This window comes from Chloroflexota bacterium (genome assembly GCA_018648225.1).
GTDB lineage: Bacteria > Chloroflexota > Anaerolineae > Anaerolineales > UBA11858 > NIOZ-UU35.
Genome location: JABGRQ010000019.1, coordinates 1 through 7,350, shown reverse-complemented (window position 1 = coordinate 7,350; position 7,350 = coordinate 1). Strand labels below are relative to the sequence as shown.

Annotated in this window: 8 protein-coding genes; 3 read left to right on the top strand and 5 right to left on the bottom strand. The window is 55.4% G+C overall.

What is annotated here, in order from left to right; translation table 11 throughout:
* The coding region (locus tag HN413_00240) for a molybdopterin biosynthesis protein (protein ID MBT3388816.1) at positions 1-1,690 on the bottom strand (1,690 nt) is incomplete at its 3' end.
* A 127-nt stretch (positions 1,691-1,817) separates the two neighbouring features.
* Here HN413_00240 and HN413_00235 point away from each other — a divergent pair.
* The 3 genes from HN413_00235 to HN413_00225 all read left to right on the top strand — a co-directional run bounded on the left by HN413_00235 (position 1,818) and on the right by HN413_00225 (position 4,074).
* Positions 1,818-2,186, top strand: coding sequence for a helix-turn-helix transcriptional regulator (locus HN413_00235; protein ID MBT3388815.1), 369 nt, complete (start codon positions 1,818-1,820; stop codon positions 2,184-2,186).
* Positions 2,187-2,244: 58 nt separating this feature from the next.
* The gene (locus HN413_00230; GenBank protein ID MBT3388814.1) at positions 2,245-2,487 is read left to right on the top strand and encodes a thioredoxin family protein; all 243 of its coding nucleotides are present in this window, start codon (positions 2,245-2,247) and stop codon (positions 2,485-2,487) included.
* A gap of 117 nt (positions 2,488-2,604) precedes the next feature.
* A complete protein-coding gene (locus HN413_00225) occupies positions 2,605-4,074 on the top strand; it encodes a permease (GenBank protein ID MBT3388813.1) in 1,470 nt (489 codons plus the stop codon).
* 13 nt (positions 4,075-4,087) lie between these two features.
* Here the strand turns inward: HN413_00225 and HN413_00220 are convergent, their stop codons facing one another.
* The 4 genes from HN413_00220 to HN413_00205 all read right to left on the bottom strand — a co-directional run bounded on the left by HN413_00220 (position 4,088) and on the right by HN413_00205 (position 7,208).
* Positions 4,088-4,477 (bottom strand): ACT domain-containing protein, encoded by a 390-nt coding sequence (locus HN413_00220; GenBank protein MBT3388812.1) that lies wholly within the window; start codon positions 4,475-4,477, stop codon positions 4,088-4,090.
* A gap of 30 nt (positions 4,478-4,507) precedes the next feature.
* Entirely contained in the window at positions 4,508-5,749 is a 1,242-nt protein-coding gene (locus HN413_00215; GenBank protein MBT3388811.1) for a molybdopterin molybdotransferase MoeA, read from the bottom strand.
* A 22-nt stretch (positions 5,750-5,771) separates the two neighbouring features.
* On the bottom strand, positions 5,772-6,635 hold the full coding sequence (locus tag HN413_00210; GenBank protein ID MBT3388810.1) for a hypothetical protein: 864 nt from the start codon (positions 6,633-6,635) through the stop codon (positions 5,772-5,774).
* Positions 6,636-6,728: 93 nt separating this feature from the next.
* On the bottom strand, positions 6,729-7,208 hold the full coding sequence (locus tag HN413_00205; GenBank protein MBT3388809.1) for a DinB family protein: 480 nt from the start codon (positions 7,206-7,208) through the stop codon (positions 6,729-6,731).
* Positions 7,209-7,350: the final 142 nt, after the last annotated feature.

Sequence of the window (7,350 nt, the reverse complement as noted above, 5' to 3'; positions counted from 1 at the left end):
CCTGTGAATAGCCGGGGATGGATTCTGCGGGAATCCCAAGTTTATTAAGTTGATAATCCAACAGAATGCGGGTTCCGGCTCCGCGCTGGCGGTTCACAAAGCGGACCTCGGGATTGGTCAGATCACCCAGGGTGTGGATGCCTTTCGGGTTACCGCGCGCCACCAGCAATCCTTGCTCGCGTCCCACCAACGCCACCACACGCACCGGCACATCGGGCAGATATTCCCGAATATAGGGCAAATTGTATTCGCCGCTTTCCACATCCAGCAAATGTGCCCCGGCCAGATGCGTTTCGCCGCGCCGCAAGGCCACCAGCCCACCCAGGCTGCCCACATTGGCCGAAGTCAGGCGACGGTGGCGCGCCGCCAAAAACTGCGCCATCACATCGAGGGTCATGTCGTGTGAGCCAATCGCGAAGATCGTCTGCTCAATCTCGCTCGGTGAGCGATACAGGCGCACTCGCACAGCGTCGCCCGCGGGGATGCCCTGTGAGCCGCGCGGCACAATCACAATACCATCGGCGCGCACTAGCGAGGTAATCACCCCCGAGCCGCGCGCCAGCGGAGCAGCCAGAGTTTTTTCGCCCACCTTGCCAACAGCCACGCGTACATAATCATCATCCCCCGCCGGGGATGTCATCTTGCGCGTCAGCGTAGCGTCGATTTCGTGTGGGCGTACAGGCTGACGTCCCAGCCAACGCGCCAGCAGCGGCTCGACAAATATCTCCCCGGTCAGCGCGGCGGAAACGGGATAGCCGGGCACGCCAATGATGGGGACAGAGGACGCGGAACGGTTGACCATGCCCAAAATCACGGGATGCCCTGGCCGCACCGCCACACCATGTACCAGCAACTCCCCCAGCGATTCAACAACACCTGCAGAAAAATCTTCGGAACCCGCCGATGAACCCGCGTTGAGCAAGATCAAGTCGTGGGTCTGGGCAGCTTCGGCAACTGATCTTTTTATTTCATCGAAGTCATCTGCCACAATCGGGTAACGCGTGGCCTGCCCACCCCAGGCATTGACCTGCGCCGCCAGCACCAGCGAGTTGTATTCAATAATATCGCCGCGCCGCACTGGCTCCCCTACCGCGACCAATTCGGTTCCCGTAGGAATCACAGCCACACGTGGCTTGCGCGCGGCTTGCACACGATCATGTCCGCAGCCCGCGATGGCGCCCAAATCCGCCGGGCGTAAGGTGTGGCCTGTGGGCAACACCAATTGCGTGGCGACCATATCTTCACCCATCGGACGCACATGCGCCCACGGAGCCACCGCAGCGCGGATGCGAATCGCCTGCGGATAACGCTCGCCGCCGCTGAGTTGACCGTCTTCGTTCAGGGGTTCGACATTTTCAATCGGAATGACGGCATTCGCCCATTCCGGCAAAGGGTCTCCTGTATCCACATACACGGTTTGCGTTTCATACTGCAAACTCAGCGGAGCTGTCGGCAATGCCCCGGCGGTCTCAGCGGATCGCACAGCGTATCCATCCATTGCCGAGGCATGGTAATGCGGCGAAGAAATTTTGGCCCAGATCGGCGCCGCCAGCACGCGCCCCAGGGCGCGTTCATCGAGAATAATCTCTTCCTCGCCAAGCGGCCCATACAGGCTCGCGGCCTGCAAGGCTTCCATGAGCCGTTGCTGAGCCTGGTCAAGTGGAATATCGTGCAAATATACTGACATCATATGGCGATTTTATCACTAACATCTTCGATCGCACGGATTCTGGCGAATAAACGACCATACGATTTCTTTAAAAAGACTGACATCTGTCATATTCACATTTCTGAATATATTTTATAATATATTCAAGATGTCGAATATAAAATCCCCCGAAAAAGAAATTGGGCAACTGTTAAAAATTATTCAGCCCGTTCCCCGGTTAAAACTCTTGCTTGCAATTGGTCACCGCGAGGCCTGTGTTTGCCATCTCGAGGCACGGCTAGGCTATCGGCAGGCGTATATCTCACAGCACCTGATGGCTTTACGCAAAGCTAAATTACTACTCACTCGCCGCGAGGGCCGCTATATCTATTACCGACTCGCCAAACCAGCCATCCTTGAAGTACTCGGCGAAATTGCTCAACTCATAGGAATCCCTGCCGAAGAATTCACAGCGCACCTGCAAAGCGATCCGCTGCCACAATGCTGCTGTCCGCACTGCGGCGATCAGTCAAAATAACATTTCAAGATTTTTCTACAAAGATCACAAAGATACGCAAAGAAAGAGGAGAAAAAACATGCTCATCATCAAAGTGCTCGGTTCTGGCTGCGCCAACTGCAAACGCCTGGAACAAATGGCCCGCAAGGCCGTCGAACAACTCGGTATCGAGGCAGAAATCACTAAAGTTACCGATCCCACCCAATATGCAGATTACGGGGTCATGTCAACTCCCGGGTTGGTGATCAACGAGAAAACCGTCAGTAGCGGGCGCATCCCGTCGTTCCCGGAGCTAACCAGTTTCATCACATCGGCTTTGTAAGTAAGGGCCTACGCAAAACGATGAAAAATATACCGAAAATAGGGGTGCGAAGCATCCCACGCGCCCCAATTTTCGGGCTTTCTTTTGCGAAAGTGCGTAAATCTTGAGGTATTTCCTATGCTAACAACGACGCTCGACTTTCTCGTCCGCCTGCTCGCCAGCGGAGTGGGCAATCTGGCTGCCTACCTGGCCGCGCATGTGCTGCTCTGCCTGCTGCCCGCATTCTATATCGCCGGAGCCATGACCGCCCTGATCCCCAAAGAAACGGTTACGCGCTATCTCGGTCGCAACACGCCCAAATATATCTCGTACCCAGCCGCGGCTGCCGCCGGATTTTTGCTGGCGGTCTGTTCGTGTACAGTGATCCCGCTCTTCGCCGGAATCTACAAAAAAGGCGCTGGGCTGGGGCCAGCGATCACGTTTCTATTCGTCGCTCCGGCGGTCAACATTCTGGCATTAACCTACACGGGTACCGTGATCGGCATGGATCTGGCGCTGGCGCGCTTGCTGCTCTCGCTGGCATTTGGCATCAGCGTAGGCGTCATCATGGCCTTAATTTTCCGCAAAGACGATGTGGCGCACGATAAAGCCACCGATGCGCTTTTCGCTGGCGGGGCCGCCATGCGTCGCGGCGCGCTGATTTTCCTACTGGTGCTGGTAACGCTGTTGATCGCCGGCACTTTCCAAATTGACTTGCTCAAGCACACTTACTTCACAGCAGAACTTCCCATTGCGGGCGTAGACCAATTTCAGAATTGGCTCTTCGAGCTGGTGCCCTTTGACCCGGCACGCGGCGAAGAGGGCGTTACCGCTCAAGGCGCGCTGTTAATTGGGATGCTGGCGCTGATCGGGGTGACATCCTGGAAAGGGATTGAGAATATCTTCGAGGGATTCAACCTTTGGACGTGGGTTTCTACTGCGTTAGTGGGGCTGACCCTGCTGATTGCGGCTCTGGGCGTGATTCCGCACCCCGGGGGGCTGACCCTGCAAATTACGGGAAAATTCCTCGGCGTTCTGATCACCACCCTCATCCTGGCCTGGCTGCTCAAAACCCAACTCAACGAAGACGAAATCCGCGATTTTTTATGGGAATCCTGGCGTTTCGTCAAGCAAATTTTCCCCCTGCTGATTATAGGCGTCTTTGTCGTGGGGATAATCCGCGAGATCATTCGCCCCGAATGGATTGAAGCGCTGGCCGGAGAAAACACGCTATTGGGCAATTTCATCGGGGTGGTATTCGGCGTATTTATGTATTTCCCCACCCTGGTAGAAGTGCCCATCGCCCAGATGTTCCTCAGTCTGGGAATGCACCGCGGCCCGCTGCTGGCATATCTGATCTCCGATCCGGAACTCAGCCTGCAAAGCATTCTGATCACCGCCACAATTATTGGGCGGCTGAAAGCATGGGTATATGTCGGCTGGGTGGCGCTGTTCAGCACCCTGGCCGGGCTGCTCTATGGGGCCTGGGTGGACGGAGCCAGTCTGGGATTAGTGGCCTTCTACCTGTTGAGCATATTTGCCCTGCTCTCCGGAATGTTCTACTTGATTGATCGTCGGAGTAAAATTAAGGCTGCAACCACCCTCTAAGCGGTTACACTCGTTACTCCAGTATCCACTCATGACCGGCTTTTCGCAATGCGTCAATTGTCCGGTCGATCGTATTTGCATTCACCAAAATATAATCGGTGTCATAGGTCGAAAGCGCAAAAATGCTGACTTTTGCCTGTGCCAATTCTCCTGCCAGAGAAGCCAGAATTCCCACTAACGAAAAATCCAGCGGCCCCAGCACCTTGATAACCCGCCAATTGCGCTCAGCTTTGACATCAGCGGGAACCTGCGCAGCCGGGCAAACGATCGAAAGTTCATCAGAAGTGCGGGTAATCGACAGCAATTCGCCGCCACGCGCCCAAGCGGGGAACTCAGCATCCGGGGGGAGCTGGCAAACGGCATATTCAGATGGAAGCAAGCTGAGACGGAGGGAGGTTGTCATAGGAAAAGAAACTGCAGTCTGTCGTCGTATCTAAATCAAATATACATCCACCATTTCGCCTGCGGCCAAGCCGTTGGCATCGGCGGGAATTTTGAGCAGCCCATCGGCACGCGCCAGGGTGAAGATGAGGTTGCTTTTACCAAAAATGGGTTCGGCCTGGACCTCCCTCGATCCCCCCTTCAGGGGGGATATTAGCTTAACCGGAACCCAATCTTCGCGCCCCGCCTGGGATGGGAGGTTGATCGTCAGTCGAGCGGAGCGAATTGCGGCGGGGCGCGGTTGTTCGCCCAGCAGAGCACGCAGCACTGGCACGACAAATAAATACGAGTTCACCAACGCGCTAACCGGGTTACCCGGTAACCCAATCATTGGCACGCCCTGGCAAACCGCCAAAATCGTCGGTTTTCCGGGGCGCGTGTTAATGCCATGTACTAACACGCCCGGTTCACCCAGTCCGTCCAGAATTTCGGCGGTCAGGTCGCGCGTGCTGGCCGATGAACCGGCCGTAATCACCACCAAATCGCATTCGCGGCGGGCGCGCTCGGCAACAGATTGCATAGCGGGGCGCGTATCAGAGACGATACCGTACATGCGCGTTTCGCCGCCCGCTTCATGCACCGCGGCGCTCAAGGTATACGCATTGATATCGCGCACCTGGCCCGGTGCCGGGCGCTTTTGAGGCGGCACAACTTCATCCCCGCTGGAAATGATGCCGACCCGCGGCTTGCGGGCGACTTCAACCTGCGTGATCCCTAATGCCATCAGACCGCCAATCTCCGCCGGACGCAGGCGCGTCCCCGCGGGGATAACTTCGGCGGCAGCTTTGACATCTTCCCCAATTTCAATGACGTTTTCACCCAGCGCCACGGCGCGCAAAATTTCGACTTCGGAGGGACGAGCGCTTTGGGTGTGCTCGACCATCACAACCGCGTCTGCACCGAGGGGCAGCATCCCGCCGGTGTGGATCAGCGCGCAAGCGCCGGGCACCAACTCGAAGTTGGGGGCAGTGCCCATTGGCACTTCGCCGATCAGGTTGAGATACATGGGCAAGGAATCGCTGGCGCCGTAAGTGTCGGCGGCGCGCACAGCAAAGCCATCGACGGTGGTACGCGGGAATTCGGGCAAGGGGTGAGGCGCCAGCACCGGGGTAACCGTCACCCGCCCCAGAGCCTGGTCTGAATCCACCTGTTCGGAAACAGGATTCACAGTCAGGTGATCGAGCAATTTTTGCAGGGCATCCTGCGGGGGTAGAAGGGTCAGAAATTCAGGCATTTTTAATGTATTAATCGGCAGGTTATCGCGTCCAGAAAGCGAAGGTAAAGAGATAGACAGAGAAGGCGTAGATCAGGGTTGCAGCGATGAAGAGAGCTTGCCAGTTTGGTTTAGCTCCGGCGGTGATGCGACCGAAATACCAGATCAAGAAGAGCGCCAAAGGCAGCACAAGGAAGATCGGCGCGGCGATTTGCACGGGTAGGCCAACGAGCATGGCGAAACCCAGCGCCAAAAATGCCGAGAGATTCAGCACACCGATGAGCAGAATGCCGTGCTGCCAACCGAGGCGCACAAGAATCGTCGGACGCTGATGTTTGACATCACCAGCATAAGCGGGGAACTCAAACACCAGCGTCATGGCGTAGTGCAGCAAAGTCAGCGGGAAGGTGACCATCAAGACCAGGCGATGCAACGGCGTGCTTTGCAAGGCGAAAGCCAGCGCGGGGATCAAGTTGGCGAGGAGCGCCGAAATCAGCAACCCGCGATAGGCGCTATCGACGAGACGCAGAGGCGGCAGGGCATAAGCGACTGCACCAAGGAAGATCAGGCCCATCACCAATCCGACGGCGCTATCGAGGGCGGCACTGCGCTGAAGGACGATGGTAAACGTTGTCGCCAGAGTCAGGGCGGTCAGGCCAAACCACAGGGGCAATTCATAGGCCAATTTTTGAGATTCGTCTTCGAGCTTGGGCGGCGCGGCGCGAAAATATATTTCAAGAAATTGAAAACCCAATTGTAATGTTAACACCCAGGCCAACCCAATAAAAAAGGTGGTCCAATCGTCAAACTCGCCGAGGTAATCGGCGATACCCCCGCCGAGGCTGTAAAGCAGCACGGTGCTAAGTAACCATAAGGGACGAATTTTTTGCAGGATATTTTTCATCATTGATAAAGTTGACCCCAGAGACAAAGAGTTGACAAAGTTTTCTCGGTGAAGCTACTGAGATTTTTCGTACTCTTCGTGTCTCTGTGATAAAAACTATACCCCATCCAGTACGACACGGATTTCGCGCTGGTGGATTTTATTATGCCGGTACATCAGTTTGATGATCGCTTCAATGGCCGTCATCCCCAACCAGGGATGACGGCCCTGCTTTACAAGATCACCGTCGGTAAAGCCAGCTACCAAATCAATGGTATTTTGGCGGGCGGCGGCAAATTTTTCTAACAAGATTTCAGGCGAATTATTTTCGAGTTGCTTGGCTTTGTATTCGTTATAAGAATCCAGATCAAAATCTTCGGGGACACCATCACCACCCTCGACAACCCCTGCGACCAGGCGCGCCATGCCATCTTCGGCCATTACAAAATGCGCCACAACCTGACGGATACTCCAGGCTGCGCCTTCAGTATAAACCTGTTTTTCCCAATCGGCGGGCTGGAGATTCTCAAAAAAGGTTTGTGTGGAAATACGCGCGTCTTCCAGGCGGCGTACTAAATAGGCGCAACGTTCGTTCATGGTAAATCTCCTGACAAATGTTCGCACACAAAGAAAATCGCAAAGAATTTGCATTAGTATACCGCAGGGAGGGTATAATACCCAAAATTATTTTCCTCACCTTGGCTCTCTCCCTGTGAGAGATGGGTAGAATTGGAGCAAC